Source organism: Acinetobacter sp. RF15B, from assembly GCF_007558235.1.
Classification (GTDB): Bacteria; Pseudomonadota; Gammaproteobacteria; order Pseudomonadales; family Moraxellaceae; genus Acinetobacter; species Acinetobacter lwoffii_C.
In genome coordinates this window covers 37,915-51,715 of sequence record NZ_VLSR01000012.1, presented here as the reverse complement: position 1 = coordinate 51,715, position 13,801 = coordinate 37,915, and the positions used below count along the sequence as shown (strand labels likewise).

Annotated in this window: 12 protein-coding genes; 2 read left to right on the top strand and 10 right to left on the bottom strand. The window is 45.1% G+C overall.

Annotation, left to right across the window (positions count from 1 at the left end):
* Positions 1 to 64: 64 nt before the first annotated feature.
* From E2K74_RS10185 to E2K74_RS14645, 4 genes are all read right to left on the bottom strand, one after another.
* A complete protein-coding gene (locus E2K74_RS10185) occupies positions 65 to 1,180 on the bottom strand; it encodes a hypothetical protein (RefSeq protein ID WP_151207407.1) in 1,116 nt (371 codons plus the stop codon).
* Positions 1,181 to 1,273: 93 nt separating this feature from the next.
* Complete coding sequence (locus tag E2K74_RS10180) at positions 1,274 to 2,665, bottom strand: hypothetical protein (RefSeq protein ID WP_151207404.1); 1,392 nt, start codon at positions 2,663 to 2,665, stop codon at positions 1,274 to 1,276.
* A gap of 9 nt (positions 2,666 to 2,674) precedes the next feature.
* Entirely contained in the window at positions 2,675 to 2,854 is a 180-nt protein-coding gene (locus tag E2K74_RS10175) for a hypothetical protein (RefSeq protein ID WP_151205004.1), read from the bottom strand.
* Positions 2,855 to 3,120: 266 nt separating this feature from the next.
* Positions 3,121 to 3,363, bottom strand: coding sequence for a hypothetical protein (locus E2K74_RS14645; RefSeq protein WP_162536301.1), 243 nt, complete (start codon positions 3,361 to 3,363; stop codon positions 3,121 to 3,123).
* 317 nt (positions 3,364 to 3,680) lie between these two features.
* On the opposite strand from E2K74_RS14645, the gene E2K74_RS10170 reads away from it, so the two are divergent.
* Entirely contained in the window at positions 3,681 to 3,881 is a 201-nt protein-coding gene (locus tag E2K74_RS10170) for a dodecin family protein (protein ID WP_151205002.1), read from the top strand.
* Positions 3,882 to 3,961: 80 nt separating this feature from the next.
* Here E2K74_RS10170 and E2K74_RS10165 read toward each other — a convergent pair whose 3' ends face one another.
* The 4 genes from E2K74_RS10165 to ompR all read right to left on the bottom strand — a co-directional run bounded on the left by E2K74_RS10165 (position 3,962) and on the right by ompR (position 9,112).
* The gene (locus tag E2K74_RS10165; RefSeq protein ID WP_151207402.1) at positions 3,962 to 4,654 is read right to left on the bottom strand and encodes a DsbA family protein; all 693 of its coding nucleotides are present in this window, start codon (positions 4,652 to 4,654) and stop codon (positions 3,962 to 3,964) included.
* A gap of 180 nt (positions 4,655 to 4,834) precedes the next feature.
* Entirely contained in the window at positions 4,835 to 6,352 is a 1,518-nt protein-coding gene (locus E2K74_RS10160) for an acetyl-CoA hydrolase/transferase family protein (protein WP_151207400.1), read from the bottom strand.
* Between the two features lie 205 nt (positions 6,353 to 6,557).
* Positions 6,558 to 8,018, bottom strand: a complete 1,461-nt coding sequence (locus E2K74_RS10155; protein ID WP_151207398.1) for an ATP-binding protein — start codon at positions 8,016 to 8,018, stop codon at positions 6,558 to 6,560.
* Positions 8,019 to 8,347: 329 nt separating this feature from the next.
* Positions 8,348 to 9,112: a two-component system response regulator OmpR gene (ompR, locus tag E2K74_RS10150; protein ID WP_151207397.1), complete on the bottom strand. Its 765-nt coding sequence runs from the start codon at positions 9,110 to 9,112 to the stop codon at positions 8,348 to 8,350.
* 334 nt (positions 9,113 to 9,446) lie between these two features.
* Here ompR and E2K74_RS10145 point away from each other — a divergent pair, with 334 nt between their 5' ends.
* Positions 9,447 to 11,795 carry a Tex family protein gene (locus E2K74_RS10145; RefSeq protein ID WP_151207395.1) on the top strand — a complete coding sequence of 783 codons (2,349 nt, stop codon included), beginning with the start codon at positions 9,447 to 9,449 and terminating at the stop codon, positions 11,793 to 11,795.
* Positions 11,796 to 11,850: 55 nt separating this feature from the next.
* On the opposite strand, the gene E2K74_RS10140 is transcribed toward E2K74_RS10145, so the two are convergent.
* Positions 11,851 to 12,168: a hypothetical protein gene (locus E2K74_RS10140; protein ID WP_151205673.1), complete on the bottom strand. Its 318-nt coding sequence runs from the start codon at positions 12,166 to 12,168 to the stop codon at positions 11,851 to 11,853.
* Positions 12,169 to 12,229: 61 nt separating this feature from the next.
* The gene (locus E2K74_RS10135) at positions 12,230 to 13,306 is read right to left on the bottom strand and encodes a patatin-like phospholipase family protein (RefSeq protein ID WP_151207392.1); all 1,077 of its coding nucleotides are present in this window, start codon (positions 13,304 to 13,306) and stop codon (positions 12,230 to 12,232) included.
* Positions 13,307 to 13,801 lie beyond the last annotated feature (495 nt).

Here is a 13,801-nt window from a genome sequence, read left to right as displayed (position 1 = left end):
AGGGCCGAGGTAACCTTAAAAATTCGGTTCTGTCGGGTCATCAATAGATAAGGTGCTGGATATTTTAAAATAAAGCTTCCAGACGGACTGAGGCACCGGGATAATGGCTGCGGTTCTCGCGATGATCATTCAAGTAGTTGACATCAGTTTGGACAAAGAACCATTCACGTAAAAAAGGTTGTCTCCAGGACAGATAAGGTCCCCAGCGATTCAGACGCAGGTCATTGTCATTTAAATAACCTCCACTATAGATTCCATAACTAAAACGATTGTCCTTGAAGAACTGATGCTGCCTAAACAGATAGTTATCCCATTTTAAATCATCATCTTGCTCATCTGCATAAGTCAGGCTGAATTGATTAGACAAAAAGGCCTGATTTGGACGGGCATGTGTCAGTTCAAGGTTGGTTCTTAAGTAGTTTTCACTTTGAATTCCATAACGGTAAATCTGTTCAGCATAGAAAAAATAATCGTTGTCCATGGTCCACTGTTTACTGATTTTGGCACGCGCATATAAGTCATCGCCTGAGCGCAGACCCAGATCCAGATCGGTTTCAAAAGGCAGACGCTCGGAAAATTCGGACCAGCGTAAAGCGAAGGAGGTATTTTCTTCCCGGCTACGTTTAGTATCCAGGCCGTGATTATCGGGATTACTCGAATTTTCGTTGGTAATGGCCACATTGCTGTCCAGCTCATTGTCCAGACTATCATCACCAAATACCAGACTCAGTTTGCGCTCCATGGTGGGCAACTTGATTTTTCCACGGATACGCGGCTTGATTTCATAATCTTCATATTTATTCCAGCTATTGTCCAGAATAACTCTCAAGCTGGCTTTGGCAGGCTGATCGGGATGGGGCTGACCAAACCAGTTATCAATTTTGAGCGCGGTACGATCAGCCCATTCTCGTACCGTTTTTTGTTTCTGGTCGGCCCAGGAGTTGTTTTCTGTCTGCTCTGTCGCGAGCACAATTGCGTCACTTGACTGTTCAGGAAGAAGAGTCGGTGTGGCATCAATCAGGCGTGGGATCTGGTTCAGTAAGCCCGAGGGTACCGATTTTTCCGGGTCAGGGAGAGGGTTTGAATCGCTAAGCGTAGTTGAATTTGCCTGGAGCGCAAAGCTGGCCATGCCCAAGCTAAATGAGACAAATAAGATTCGCGTAATTTTATTAATTTGCATGAGAGATTTTTTGCTCTTATATATTCTTGCTTCAATAGTAGTTTTCTAAAAAATAAGGAAAAAAAGCAAGGTGAAACTACAAAATAACATCAATTATTCAGTGATTTGAGTAAGAATTTCAGTATACAGGGTGTATACAGAGAGAGGTTGGGGCAGACTCAAAATAATCTGGTGGATCTTCTGCCAGTTGAGATGCTTGCTGCGTTTCAGGAGTAAATATGGATAAGTCTTTTCTTGCGGGTTCAGGGACAGGCGCTGCTCACCATGAATGACCCGGATTTTTTGATGTTCCTGCAACAATAAAAGTGGAGTAGAAAAATCTGCCGGGGTTTCCTCAAACTGGATAAACTTAGAGGTATGGATTGAGGAAGCGGGGATAAAAGGTAGATAGGCAGTGTGGGTCCAGCAGGTTTCAGCCTGATCATGGTAGAGGTTATATAAGAGATCAAACTGGGTAAAAATCTGCGCAATATCTGTCCATTGAATGGATTTAATCGCAATACAGTATCGCTTATATAAACTTTCCCAGTGTTCTATACACTGCTGTGCCTGTTGCAGGCTGGAAGTACCCAGAAGCATCAGGTATTTCAACCATTGCCCATGTTCATCTAGCTGCTCAATTAAATACACTGGCTGGTTTTGCCACTGATCTTCGGCTGCATAATATAAAGCCAGATCGACATGCCACGGTGCGACAATAGGATCCAGCTCTAGTTTACATAAGCGCGCCAGATCAGAGATTTCCAGAGGCCGTACCTGCGCCTGCATATCAGCAAGTTGCAGGTTGAGTGGAAAGTTAACCTCTTCATACGACACAGCTGTATCCGGGTGTGGCAAAGAGGTCTGCTGCATGCTTAGGAGAGATGCCTGAGTTTCGGAGCTTTCCTGTACAACTTGTGAGAGCAGGGGAATAGTCTGTATCCCTCTGGTTGGAGCATGTACAGGTGATGGGGAATCGCTCAAATGATAAGGGGAAATTTCCTGGATAGCAGGCTGTTCGGCGAAAGGAATGAGTAGGCTCGAAGGCATTCGCTGTTGATCTGGTTTTAAATCAAAGCGGGGGTGCTGCAATAGCCAGTGATAGCAGCTTTCCAGATCATTCCAAGGACTGTGCTGCGGCTCCATCTCGGCCGATGACATAAACCAGAGCTGCCAGCCCTGCTGAGGATGATGTAAAAATGCCCAGCCTGCTACAGAAAAAGCTTTCAAACTGCGTATGAGCTCAGTGTCATTGTGGAAATAGCCACGAAAACTGAGTTGATAAGAGGTGGTGGCCACAAACTGATAGGCGGCCAGTTCGGGTTGGGTACGGCTTTTGAAGGCAAAAATCTGGCTTTTAAAAATGGGCTCATCACACAAATTAAAAATGTCATGAATTCTTTTCTTGGCGCAGGCGGTTTCATATAGGCTGAGGGAGTCATGATCCAGCGCCTGCTCTAATTCATGTAATTCTTTAATCAGTTTTGCCTTTACTAAAGCATTCATTTTATTTCTCTAGACATGTTTCAGCGCTTGGTCCAAAGCCTGTGCTAGCAATATATTGGTGGCCAGTTCTATCAGTTTGTATTCGGCGGAATGAGGATCGTTATAACGTTTAGCCATTTCAATTAAATGATCAATAGAAATCATTTGAGGTGTGACTTTTCCTTGAACCAAAGCTTGAAGTGTATGCATGGCAAAATTTAAATAATAAAGTAAATTTATAAGAGTTGTAGATTCATTAGATCATACAATAACTCAGAACTGATGTTGAGTACTTTTCCTGCAATTTTAAATGAATATAAGTTAATAAAAGTGATAAAAATCAATAGAAAATATAAAAAGTGGGGAGAGGTTGATATTTTGAGAAAATTCTTCTTTTATTTGTGCATCATTTGCCCGGTTTGAATATAAAAAACAGGCTGAAAATTCAGCCTGTACACATGAAAAATACCTGAGCATTAAGCCGCTTTTTCATCTTCTACAGGTGTAGGCTCTGTCTGCACGGTTTCAGTCTCAGCTTTTTTCACAGGAAAGTCTGGCAGATAAACCATTTGTGCAATTTGAGCTGAGGCTTGAATAGAAACAGCCATGATTGCAGTAGCCAAAGCAAATTTAAGCATGTTCATAAGTTGACCTTTAAGATAAGCATGTCCAACAGCGTGAACAGAATGAATGGGAGAGTGAAATAACGTAGAAATCATATCAAATGGCAATTATTAAAAAATGATCAATTCGGCAAAATGTAAAATTTTTTGAAAAATAATACTTTTAAAACAATGTATTAGAGTGTTTGCTCTATGCTTCAAGTCTGATTTTATAGGCTTTTTATACTTGTAAAGAGAGATAAAAGTGCAAGGTAATAGAGAGGCTCTTAGAGAAGCTCCAAGTAGAAGCAAACCCGATTTTATTGTATTGTTTGAACCCTGTAAGCGTTTGCTATAGCTTGTTTAATAAACAACGTGCAGCCTGAAAAACAGTCTAAGATAACCATTCATTCATGTTTACAGTGAGTTTTATCATGGCAATTGCAAAGGTCGTCGAAGTCAACTCCAGTAGTAATAAGAGTTTTGAGGATGCCATCCAAACTGGCATTGCAAAGGTCACGGAAACCGTCAAGAATGTTCAGGGAGCTTGGATTAATGAGCAGAAAGTTGTAATTAAAGACAATAAAATTACCGAATACCGCGTCAATCTCAAGATTAGTTTTCTGGTTGATTAAATGTGAATAAAGCGCGGTACCAATAAATAATTATTATAAAAAATCCCCAGCTTGAATGGGGATTTTTTAGTGGGGCCTATTTATTCAGGCTGGTTGGGTAGGTCACAAGCGTCAGCAGAGCACTGCTCAGCCGAACCAGTGTGTGGTGTTTCCAAGGCTTTGGCCAAAACCTGCAAGAAGACTTCTTTGGGCTGTGCACCTGCCAGGGCAATACGCTGATCAAAGACAAAGAACGGGACACCAGTCACTTTGAGCTGGTCACGCGCGATTTCCTGATCATACTGTACGAAGTCCGCATATTCATCTGAGTCCAGTAGGTCATCGACTTCAACTGGGTTCAGGCCAATCCGGGCAGCGACATCTTCCAGGGTTTCACGCTCGCCAATCGCCAGACCTTGTGTCATATAGCTATAGAAGAAGGCTTCCTGGGCTTCATTGCCCAAACCTTTGCTTTGGGCCAGATGAATAATACGATGTGCATTCAGGGTATTGCCAGAATTGGCACCTTCCCAGTTAAATTCAATTCCTTCCGCCTTTGCCATCTCGGCGATATTGCGCTGCATGTCTTCAACTTCGGCAACTGAACGGCCATATTTTTGGGCCAGACGCTCCGAGTTGGAAATTTCCTGACGAGGCGGTGCTTCCGGGTCGAGCTGAAAGCTGTGCCAATGTAGCTCAAGTTCAATCCCGGCTTCTTCGGCAGCGGCTTCCAGACGTTTTTTACCAATATAACAAAACGGACAGACTACATCTGACCAAATATCTACGCGCATAGCATGTCTCTGATTTGACTCTTGAGTTCAGTATGAGGGTGAAGAATCGGAATTTAAAGCCCTCTAGCAAAAGTGCCCGCATCTGTAGCTCAAATAACAGCACCAGCACGACAGGGTTTAAACCTGGGGGGAATAAAAAAACGCCCCGCAGGGCGTTTTTAAATGGTTCGCTTCTTTAGCTTATGCTGTTTTAACTGCAACTTCTGCAGTCAGCATATGACCATGTTCTTCAAAGTTAGAATGCCACGCCAATGCTTCGCGAAGCAGATGAGGGGTATGGCCGCCTTTTGCACAGGCACGGTCGAAGTAGTCGTTCAGTGCATCACGGTACATTGGATGTGCACAGTTGTCGATGATCGCACGCGCACGCTCACGTGGAGCAAGGCCACGCAGGTCAGCAAGTCCCTGTTCTGTGACCAGAATGTCTACGTCATGCTCAGCATGGTCAATGTGAGAGGCAAATGGAACCACAGAAGAGATGTCGCCACCTTTTGCTACTGATTTAGTCACAAAGATCGCCAAGTGCGCATTACGTGCAAAGTCACCTGAACCGCCAATACCGTTCATCATTTTGGTACCGCAGACGTGAGTCGAGTTGACGTTACCGTAGATATCAAACTCAAGCGCAGTGTTGATGCCGATAATACCTAAACGGCGAACCAGTTCAGGGTGGTTAGAGATTTCTTGTGGACGAAGAACCAGTTTGTCTTTGTAGTGTTCCAGGTTGTTAAATACTTTCTCGCCGTATTTTGCAGAAAGTGTAATTGAAGAACCTGAAGCGAATTTCATCTTACCTGCATCGATCAATTCGAAAGTACAGTCTTGCAGTACTTCTGAATACATCACCAGATCTTCAAAGTTAGAATCTTTCAGACCCGTCAATACTGCGTTTGCAATTGAACCGATACCTGCTTGTAATGGACCAAGGTTTTTAGGTAAACGACCTTCAGCTACTTCTTTTTCAAAGAAAGCGATCAAGTGGTTTGCAATACCTTGAGTCTCATCATCTGGTGCAGTCACAGTTGATGGAGAGTCATGCAATTCGTTGTTAAATACGATGCCCACAATTTTTGATGGGTCAATATTAATCGCATGCGTACCGATACGCTCTTCCACTTGAGTCAATGGAATTGCCTGACGTGTTGGACGATATGTCGGAATGTAGATATCGTGCAAGCCTTCAAATGCCGGGCTGAGGTTGGTGTTGATTTCTACAATCACTTTTTCTGCAAAAATTGCAAAGCTTGCAGAGTTACCAACAGATGTTGTTGGAATGATGCCGCCATCTTCAGTAATCGCAACAGCTTCAATGACCGCAACATCCGGCTTTTTCAATTGCAGGTTACGCATTTGTTCAACAGTTTCAGACAAGTGCTGGTCAATGAACATGACTTCGCCATTGTTAATGGCTTTACGTAAGGTATTGTCTACCTGGAAAGGTAAACGGCGTGCCAATACGCCTGCTTCAGTCAGTTGTTTGTCAAGATCGTTACCGAGCGAGGCACCAGTAATCAGGGTGATTTTTAATGGATTGGTTTTTGCACGTTGTACCAAAGCCAAAGGAACTGCCTTAGCTTCGCCGGCGCGAGTAAAGCCACTCATACCCACAGTCATGCCATCTTCGATGAATGCAGCGGCTTGTTCTGGGCTGATGACTTTGTTGTGGAGGGAGGCTAAACGGATACGATCTAAAGACATTTCAACTCTCATTAATTCTTAAACTATGATACGGATTGTACCGATCAAAAAAAACATTTTGCATAGGTGTTAGGCTAAGGTCTAATTTTTTAACGAAATGTAGGTATAAGAATATTTGATGTTTTTTAAGTTGTTGAATTAAATACATATAAAATCAATTGTATAGAAAAGCTAAAAAATCAACTGATCATTTTTTGTTCTAATCTTAAAAATGCTCAGTGAGCGTTTGTCGGATTTTATCGAGCGTACTCGCAGGGGCAGAAGCGTCTGAATCAGGTTTGTGCAAAGGAAGGGAAATAACGGCTTCCAGACCTCCTTCGGGGCGATTATGGATATGCAGCTCACCGGCATGAATATCGACAATACGCTTTACAATGGCCAGGCCCAAGCCGCTTCCTTGTACAGTGCGGGCAGAATTACCCCGGACAAAAGGCTGCATGAGGGCTTCGATCTGATCTTCAGGAATTCCTTCGCCATGGTCTGCCACAGAAATGAGCAGACGGTCGCCTTTTGAAAACGCAGAAAGTTCGATCGGCTCGGCACCATAGCGCTTTGAATTGTTAATCAGGTTACCAATCAAGCGTTTCAGGGACATGCTACGCACCTGAATCAGTGGAATGTCTTGAGGACTAAAATGGATGTCTAAGGGCTTAAACTGGGTGACCAGCTCCTGCAGCAGGGCGTTGACATTGGTATCTTGTAAATCTTCATCTGAGCCGTCGCGCATATAGGAAATAAACTGGTTCAGAATTGCATCCATGTCTTCGACATCGTAAATCAGGCCTTCTTTTAAAAAGTCCTCATCGGGCATCATTTCTGCACTTAGGCGAATGCGGGTAAGCGGGGTACGCAAGTCATGCGAGATGCCGGCCAGCATAATCCGGCGATCACGTTCGGTCTGATCCAGCGTATAAATCATCTGGTTAAAGGCATGGTTCACCTGGCGGATTTCGAGTGGTCCGTGATTGGTATCCAGATAGGGCGCCGATCCACTATTGCTATAGCTGTTGGCTGCTTCTTGCAAGCGGCGTAGCGGGCGGTTTAACTGGCGTACCAGGATCAGAATAATAATCCCGGCAATGAGCGGTGTTCCCAGCAGCCAGCCCCATATCAGCTCAGGACTATAGTTGGCATAGGTTTTTAAAGGCTCACGTACCCAATTGCCATCCATTTCAGGTGTTTGGATCCAGATCTGCGGACTTGGCTTAAACTGGAAATAGACGGTGGCCTGCTCGATTCTTAACTCTTTGGCCAGCTTTGTTTCAATCTGGTTGGTAAAAAACTCCGCAATGACTTTTTCCCTAATATTGGGATATTCCGCCGGATCAGTGATGTACTCGATACCAAGACGATTTTTTAGATAGGCATCAATATCCACTTGCTGATCATTATGATACAGGCGTAGATTCGGGTTGTTCAGGATTTCCAGTTCAACTGCCAAATAGCGTGCATGCTGCTGGATTTCAGGCAGATACAGGGTACGCCAGAAAAACCAGATCGACATAAACAGGCTGAACAGCACCACAAAAACCACCAGCACCGTGGTGCGCAGGGCGGCGGAACGGGGTTTGATTTTGTCTAAAAAGCGTTCCCAGCGGGTGCGTTTTTTTTCCGAGTAACGGACAAAGTCGGTAAATTCTTGCGGGTCGATGGGGTCGAGTTTCACTGAGCAATCCTGTGCTATGACTTCAGCAAATTATGATGAGTCAATTAAAAGTCCTTATCCTAGCGGAGTTAAACTGCCTGGAATTGAGATAAAGGTTGAAAGCTTCGGTTCAACCTACTGTTGTTTTGGCAAAAGTAGGCACAACCATCTTGCGGAGCAGTACTGCTCATCGCAAAACCCGTCAAATTGCAGCAAATCCTCACTGTGTCGTAGAAACATTAGAGATAAATACTTCCTGCTTTAAACAGTTGCGAATGAGTTTGTCACGCAATTCAAAATCAGAAATATAGCTACGGACAACTCATCCTATTTTTTCTGATACGAAAAAATTACTCCGCACCATCTGGAACAAAGACATAACCTACCCCCCACACCGTTTGAATATAACGCGCACGGGCTGGATTCTCTTCCACCAGACGACGCAAACGGGACACCTGAACATCAATCGAGCGTTCCATCGCGCCCCATTCACGGCCACGTGCCAGATTCATCAGCTTGTCACGGGTCAAAGGCTCACGCGGATGTTGTACCAAGGCTTTGAGTACGGCAAACTCACCCGTGGTTAAAGTGACCACTTGACCTTCACGAGTCAGGGTACGAGTAGACAGATCCAGAGACCATGGACCGAAGCTCACCACTTCCATCTGCTGGCTTGGTGCGCCAGGAACCTCACGCACCTGACGGCGTAAAACCGCACGAATACGTGCCAGTAGTTCATTTGGGTTAAACGGCTTTGGCAGATAGTCATCGGCGCCGGCTTCCAGACCCGCAATACGATCTGAATCACTGCCACGTGCGGTCAGCATAATAATTGGCGTATCGATATTGGACTGGCGTAAACGACGACAGATACTCAGGCCATCTTCCACCGGCAGCATAAAGTCGAGCACAATCAGAGAAAATAATTCCCGCTGTAAAAGCCGATCCATTTGGGTTGCATCATGTGCGGTTTTGACTACAAAGCCTTTATCTTCCAAAAAGCGTTGTAGCAGGGTACGCAGACGCACGTCATCATCGACAACCAGGATGCGTTCGACTCGGTCGGTTTCGCTTTGTACGGCATCGGTTTTTTCAGCAGGTACCACTAAATTCATGAGATGCTCCTTATTCTTTATTGTCGTCGTAAACAAAACTGAAAACAGACGTTGAGTATACGATTCATGACTATTCATTGACTATGCTCTAAAGCACCAAATATTGCAGTTAAAATCAAGACATAGATACCAAATATATACATCTAAATTGAAAAAAAATGCGCTTGGACTCCAGATAAAAAACAAAGTTCATGCAAACTTTATCAGGAAAAGCAGAAAATGCAGCACTGCTTGAGATGGCTATTGCATAAATTAATGAAAACAGTTGTGGATTTTATAGTCTTGGTCTTTATAATCATGCCATTTAGTACTTATCCTTGTGGGATCAAACACGATGACTGACTTAGTTCAGCAGTTGGCAAAAGAGCTTGCCGTGCGTCCAAATCAAGTCGAAGCTGCCATCAAACTCATTGATGAGGGTGCCAGTGTTCCTTTTATTGCACGTTACCGTAAAGAAGTAACGCAGGGCCTGGACGATACACAATTACGCCAGCTCGATACACGTTTAGCGTATTTGCGTGATTTGTATGAACGCCGTGAAAAGGTCATTGAATCACTCAAAGAACAAGAGAAATTATCTGATGATTTGCTGGCACGGGTAAATGCGGCTGAAACCAAAAATGCCTTGGAAGAAATTTACGCGCCATACCGTCCAAAACGCACCAGTAAGTCGTTTAAGGCCAAAGAAGCCGGTTTAGGTCCTGTTGCAGAGCGCATCTTTACAGAGGAGCTTGATCCTGCGGAAGCACTGGCCGGTTTTAGCCATGCAGATTATCCGGATACGGAAAGTCAGCTGGATGCAATCCAGCATATTCTGATTGATGACTGGGCACAAAATGTTGCGCTGACGGCTGAATTGAAAGCCATGTTTGCGCAAACTGCCGTATTGAAAAGTCTGGTCGCCTCGGATGAGAAAAAAGAAGTCGGTAAAAAATTCCGTGACTACTTCGATTTCTCTGAAAGCCTGAATAAAGTGCCTTCCCATCGTTTACTGGCGATGTTGCGTGGCCGCCAAGAGAATGTCCTGGGTCTTAAGGTCGACGGTGAAGATGATGCGCCTTTGGCACGTATTGAAACCGAGTACAATCTGGACCAGATTCAGCCACCAGCCCGTCAGGACTTCCTGAAACAAACAGCCAAACTGTTCTGGCTCGGTAAAGTTCGCCCCACTATTGAGCACTCATTGCTGACTGAAAAACGTCTGGCAGCTGAAGCTGAAGCCATGCAGGTGTTTGCTGAAAACCTGCGTCATCTGCTGCTTTCCGCTCCGGCAGGTGCACGTACCACATTAGGTGTCGACCCTGGCATCCGTACGGGTGTAAAACTGGCCGTTGTAAATGAGTCTGGTGATGTACTGGCACATAGCACGATCTATCCATTTGCACCAAAAGAAGATAAAGAAGGTTCATTAACAGAGCTGGCGCGTTTATGCCGTGAGTTCAATGTTGACCTGATTGCAATTGGCAATGGTACAGCCAGCCGTGAAACCGAAGCCTTGGTTGCTGAAATGATGGCAGCGAATAGCGACTTGAAACTGACTCGCGTATCAGTTTCTGAAGCAGGTGCATCGGTGTATTCAGCTTCTGAGCTGGCAGCTCAAGAACTTCCTGATCTGGACGTGACCATTCGTGGCGCAGTGTCGATTGCACGCCGTTTGCAAGATCCTTTAGCCGAACTGGTAAAAATCGATCCTAAATCAATTGGTGTGGGACAGTATCAACATGACGTCAACCAGACCGGCTTGGCCAAAACGCTGGAAGCCGTAGTTGAGGACTGTGTGAACTCGGTGGGCGTAGATGTCAACACGGCATCTGCGGCCATTCTGGGCTATATCGCAGGGCTGAACAAATCCATTGCCCAGCAAATTGTAGAATTCCGTAAGGAAAATGGCCGTTTTGATAACCGTCAGTCTCTAAAACAAGTGCCACGTCTGGGCGAGCGCACGTTTGAACAGGCGGCTGGTTTCTTGCGTATTCAGCAGGGTTCAGAACCATTAGATGCTTCTGCGGTTCACCCTGAATCTTATGCGCTGGTCAGCAAGATGGTGGAAGCAAAAGCAACAACTGTCAAAGACATCATTGGTAATACTGAAATCATTCGTCAAATTAATGCAGAAGAATTTGTCGATGAGCAGTTTGGTCTGCCGACTATTCAGGATGTGCTGGCTGAGCTGGAAAAACCGGGTCGTGACCCGCGTCCAGAGTTCCGCACTGCTAAATTCCGTGATGATATTACTGAAGTGGCGCAATTGACGGAAGGCATGCAGCTTGAAGGTGTGGTGACGAATGTGACCAACTTTGGTGCTTTCGTTGATGTTGGCGTACATCAGGATGGTTTGGTACACATTTCTGAACTTGCCAATAAATTTGTTGCAGATCCGCACAAGGTGGTGAAGCCCGGTCAGATTGTTCAGGTCCGTGTGTTAAATGTAGATGCTGAACGTAACCGTGTGAATCTGTCGATGCGTCCTGAAGGTTCTGAAGCGCCAAAAGCACCACGCCAGCCACGCCGTGACAATGAGCAGCGCGGTGAGCGTAAGCCACAAGGCAAACGTCCACAGCATGCACGTCCGCAAGCTGAGCGTCCTCAGGGCAAGAAACCGCAAGCGGCTAAACCACAAGAGCAAAAGATCGGTGGTTTGGGTGCGCTGTTATTACAAGCCGGAATTAAAGGTTCGAAGTAACCTTTAAGTTTGACAAAAAACCTCCCCATCGGGAGGTTTTTTTATTGGAACATTGTTATGAATTAACCATCGGTACAATCCAGCTGGTAATAATCAATAAAATACCGAGATGGCCCAGCTTTCGGGTCACATAGACCAGCTTGGATGGCGGCTGTTCCAGCTGTTTGGCATACTCTTCCATGCTAATGCTTTGTTTACCGCGACTGGTAAATAAAAATACGCCCAGATCAATACAGATCAGAATCGTACCAATATCAGCCACCAGTTCCATCAGCTCAAACTGCTGGGTGTATAACGACATGCTAACGCTATAAATCAGATAAAGACCAAAAGCCAAACAGGCATATTGCAGGACCACTAAAAACTTCTGCATAAATCTCAACAGTTCAAAAAATTAAAGTAATTATACAAATAATTTGGGCAGACCGTGACCATTACAAGTTTTGGATCACAGCGGCAAAATTCTGCTTTTCCACCAGTTCTAGAAATTCATCTCCAAGTCGCTGACTTTCAACAATACATTGTTTCCACAGCTGAATCCGCTGAGCTTGGTCCAAACCTTTTAAGCTGAAATCTTTACGATCTGGCAGACGGCCGAGCGGTAAACTTTGCAGATATTCCTGAGAGGGTGAAATCAGCAAGGTACGAGCCTGATTTTCCGGATGTGCAGTACGTTTAAACAGTTTATCGAACCAGCCCGGCGTAATACTGTCGGTAAAATGTGGATACAGCACAATCCCCTTGCTTTGGAAAGGCAGGTCAATGTGATAATCAATCAGGCCACCATCGCGATAATAGCCTTGCGGTGCATCTGGAATATTATTCACCGCTGCCATCACCCCCGGAATGGAGGCAGATGCCATCAGCCAGGGCAACACACTCTGTTCAGTCAGCGTATGATAGTGGGTGGTAAATCCATCATCGGCAATTTTAAACTGTTCTCCAAGATTTGGCTGGCTAATCACACGTTGCATAAAATGACGGCTATGCCTGCGTGCGACCGCCGTTGTGCCAACAATTCCAGCCACAGAAGCCAGCAGGGGCAAGGCTTTGTCACTCTGGAAAATATGCTGGGCTTTAATCGACAAGACAGTCAGATGATAGTCCGGATGATTGACCAGATCGGCTTCTTTGCCTTGGACCAGCTCTAGCAGCATGCCTCGACAAATGTCACTGATCTCCTGACGGGTCATTTTCTTGTGAAAATAGAGATGGGTATAGAGTTCTGCAAGACGCTCAGTGCCTGCTTTGGCTCCCCAGGCAGCTACACTGGCAAAACGCCAGCTGCCAATAGATGAACCGACCAAGGTTCTACGCTGTGGTGCCCGTGAAAAAAACTCACCAAAAATCGCCTGATCCAGCCCCTGAATGCCGAGACCTTTCGGTCCACCTGCAGCACCTGGCACAATATCGACCTGTTCGGGTTGCAAACCTTCTTTCAGAATCAGCTCACGTGCCTGATGCCCAGCGCGGATTTTCAGGGCAGGCGCATGTTTTTGTAAAATCTGCATAGAGGTTCAACCCATGTTCGACCAGTGAGGGCTTATTTTAAGTCTCTACTGCTAGGACCCAATGGCAAGATATACCCTAAGGTGACTTTGCAGTCATGGTATCGGGCTAATCTCAGTCTGCATGAGTTCTTGATTGCGTCAATGTAAAAAACGCAGGTTAAATGACATAATCAAAAGCGTGGTTATAGGATAGCTTGGCCAGTAAAAAGCCTGAATTAGAAATAAACAGCCTGCAATACCTATCCATATTTTTAAAGCTAGTATTAGCTGTGTTTGTCGTAGACAGAATAGAAATAACAACGGAAGCAGGTTAAAGCTGACAATGAGCCAGAAATAGTCACTATGAATCAGGCGGTAGAATGTGGTATTGGCAGCAGGGGACCATGCAAGCCAATGGGCTGTTTGGTTGAGATAGAAAAAATCTCTCTCCATGTCGGGAAGCTGTAAAGTAGTGCAGTGAGAAAGGTTTTTTGTCTATTCTGGCGATACAATGCC

Excerpts from the sequence above, each read along its gene's own strand:
- E2K74_RS10185 (WP_151207407.1), bottom strand. The coding sequence starts at position 1,180 with ATGCAAATTAATAAAATTACGCGAATCTTATTTGTCTCATTTAGCTTG.
- E2K74_RS10180 (WP_151207404.1), bottom strand. The coding sequence starts at position 2,665 with ATGAATGCTTTAGTAAAGGCAAAACTGATTAAAGAATTACATGAATTA.
- E2K74_RS10175 (WP_151205004.1), bottom strand. The coding sequence starts at position 2,854 with ATGCATACACTTCAAGCTTTGGTTCAAGGAAAAGTCACACCTCAAATG.
- E2K74_RS14645 (WP_162536301.1), bottom strand. The coding sequence starts at position 3,363 with ATGATTTCTACGTTATTTCACTCTCCCATTCATTCTGTTCACGCTGTT.
- E2K74_RS10170 (WP_151205002.1), top strand. The coding sequence starts at position 3,681 with ATGGCAATTGCAAAGGTCGTCGAAGTCAACTCCAGTAGTAATAAGAGT.
- E2K74_RS10165 (WP_151207402.1), bottom strand. The coding sequence starts at position 4,654 with ATGCGCGTAGATATTTGGTCAGATGTAGTCTGTCCGTTTTGTTATATT.
- E2K74_RS10160 (WP_151207400.1), bottom strand. The coding sequence starts at position 6,352 with ATGTCTTTAGATCGTATCCGTTTAGCCTCCCTCCACAACAAAGTCATC.
- ompR (WP_151207397.1), bottom strand. The coding sequence starts at position 9,112 with ATGAATTTAGTGGTACCTGCTGAAAAAACCGATGCCGTACAAAGCGAA.
- E2K74_RS10145 (WP_151207395.1), top strand. The coding sequence starts at position 9,447 with ATGACTGACTTAGTTCAGCAGTTGGCAAAAGAGCTTGCCGTGCGTCCA.
- E2K74_RS10140 (WP_151205673.1), bottom strand. The coding sequence starts at position 12,168 with ATGCAGAAGTTTTTAGTGGTCCTGCAATATGCCTGTTTGGCTTTTGGT.
- E2K74_RS10135 (WP_151207392.1), bottom strand. The coding sequence starts at position 13,306 with ATGCAGATTTTACAAAAACATGCGCCTGCCCTGAAAATCCGCGCTGGG.